At 66.9% G+C, this 2,242-nt stretch carries 2 protein-coding genes; both read left to right on the forward strand.

Features of this window, described 5'->3' with window-relative positions; translation table 11 throughout:
• The first annotated feature begins 208 nt into the window (after window positions 1-208).
• Window positions 209-1,180, forward strand: coding sequence for a 2-oxoglutarate and iron-dependent oxygenase domain-containing protein (locus B3E91_RS10840; protein WP_090225385.1), 972 nt, complete (start codon window positions 209-211; stop codon window positions 1,178-1,180).
• Between the two features lie 103 nt (window positions 1,181-1,283).
• Window positions 1,284-2,231 (forward strand): adenosine deaminase, encoded by a 948-nt coding sequence (locus B3E91_RS10845; RefSeq protein WP_287029423.1) that lies wholly within the window; start codon window positions 1,284-1,286, stop codon window positions 2,229-2,231.
• Window positions 2,232-2,242: the final 11 nt, after the last annotated feature.

Genomic DNA, 2,242 nt, shown 5'->3' on the forward strand with positions numbered 1-2,242 from the left:
CCGGGAAGGCCATGCCGCCGCCCGCCGCCTCGTCGGAATCGATTGATGCCTCGCGAATGACGAGGCCAAACTTGCGAAAATCGCCAGAAGTCGTGCCGTCCCTCCTCGTCGACGGGGAGAACCGCACACAGGGGCCGGACCATTCCGTCCGACCTCAAATCGCTGCCCGGTACGAGAAGACTCGCAGCACCCGCTTTTCGGAGCACACATGAACTCACTCCCGATCATCGACATCAGCCCCCTCTACGGTCCGGACGAAAGCGCCTGGGCCGACGTCGCCCAGCAGATCGACGCCGCCTGCCGCGACTTCGGATTCCTCTATATCAAGGGCCATCCGATCCCGGCGGAGCGCATCGAAGCGCTGCTTTCCGCCGCCCGGACCTTCTTCGAGAGTCCGCTGGAAGAGAAGCTGAAGATCGACATCACGCAGACGAGCCACCACCGCGGCTACGGGGCCATCGCCACCGAGCAGCTCGACCCGGCGCTGCCCAGCGACCTCAAGGAAACCTTCGACATGGGCCTCGACCTGCCCGCGTCGCATCCCGACGTGCTGGCCGGCAAGCCGCTGCGCGGCACCAACCGCCACCCGCAGCAGGACGGCTGGCGCGAGCTGTTCGAGCAGCATTACAACGACATGCAGGACCTGGCCAAGACCCTGCTGCGCGCCATCGCCATGGCCCTGGACATCGAGCGCGACTTCTTCGACAAGCGCTTCGAGCAGCCGGTCAGCGCCTTCCGCGTGATCCACTACCCGCCGCGCCAGACCGCCACCAGCCCCGACCAGCAGGGCGCCGGCGCGCACACCGACTACGGCTGCGTGACGGTGCTCTACCAGGACCCGGCCGGCGGCCTGCAGGTGCAGAACGTCAATGGCGAATGGATCGACGCGCCCTACGTCGAGGGCACCTTCGTGATCAACATCGGCGACATGATGGCGCGCTGGAGCAACGACCGTTACAAGTCGACGCCGCACCGGGTGATCAGCCCGCTGGGCGTGCACCGCTACTCGATGCCGTTCTTCGCCGAGCCGCACCCGGACACCGTGGTCGCCTGCCTGCCGAACTGCTCCGACGCCAGCAACCCGCCGAAGTACCCGGCGACCACCTGCGCCGAATGGCTGCTGTCGCGCTTCGCCGCGACCTACGCCTACCGTCGCGAGTTGGAAGCCGAAGCCGTCTGACGGCGATCTCCGGGAGCGTCGCCGCGCTCCCGGACCACCACGGCGCGGCCCTTTGCCGCGCCACGGTTGGTAAACTGGCAAAAACCGCCTGAGAGAGAACCCCATGTACGACTGGCTGAACGCCCTGCCCAAGGCCGAACTGCACCTGCATCTCGAGGGTTCGCTGGAGCCCGAGCTGCTCTTCGCCCTGGCCGAGCGCAACAAGATCACGCTGCCCTGGGGCGACGTGGAAAGCCTGCGTGGCGCCTACGCGTTCAACAACCTGCAGGAGTTCCTCGACCTCTACTACCAGGGCGCCAACGTGCTGCGCCACGAACAGGACTTCTACGACCTGACCTGGGCCTACCTGGAAAAGTGCAAGGCGCAGAACGTCATCCACACCGAACCCTTCTTCGACCCGCAGACCCACACCGACCGTGGCGTGCCCTTCGAGGTGGTGCTCGACGGCATCGCCGGCGCGCTCAAGGACGGTCGCGACAAGCTGGGCATCAGCAGCGGACTGATCCTCAGCTTCCTGCGCCACCTGAGCGAGGACGAAGCCCAGGCCACCCTCGACCAGGCCCTGCCGTTCCGCGACGCCTTCGTCGCCGTCGGCCTGGACAGCTCCGAGGTCGGCCATCCGCCGAGCAAGTTCCGCCGCGTGTTCGACCGCGCCCGCGCCGAAGGCTTCCTCACCGTCGCCCACGCCGGCGAGGAAGGCCCGCCCGAATACATCTGGGAAGCGCTGGACCTGCTCAAGGTCAGCCGCATCGACCACGGCGTGCGCGCCGCGGAAGACCCGAGACTGATCGAGCGACTGATCGACGAACAGATCCCGCTCACCGTGTGCCCGCTGTCCAACACCAAGCTCTGCGTGTTCGACGACATGAGCCAGCACAACATCCTCGATTTGCTCGAGCGCGGCGTGAAGGTGACGGTGAATTCGGACGACCCGGCCTACTTCGGCGGCTACGTCACGGAGAACTTCCAGGCCCTGCACGAGAGCCTCGGCATGACCCAGGACCAGGCCAGGCGCCTGGCGCAGAACAGCCTGGACGCGCGCCTGGCGTAACCCCGCCAGCG

The sequence above is a fragment of the Pseudomonas sp. UBA6310 genome, assembly GCF_002438225.1.
Taxonomy (GTDB): Bacteria; Pseudomonadota; Gammaproteobacteria; order Pseudomonadales; family Pseudomonadaceae; genus Pseudomonas_O; species Pseudomonas_O kuykendallii.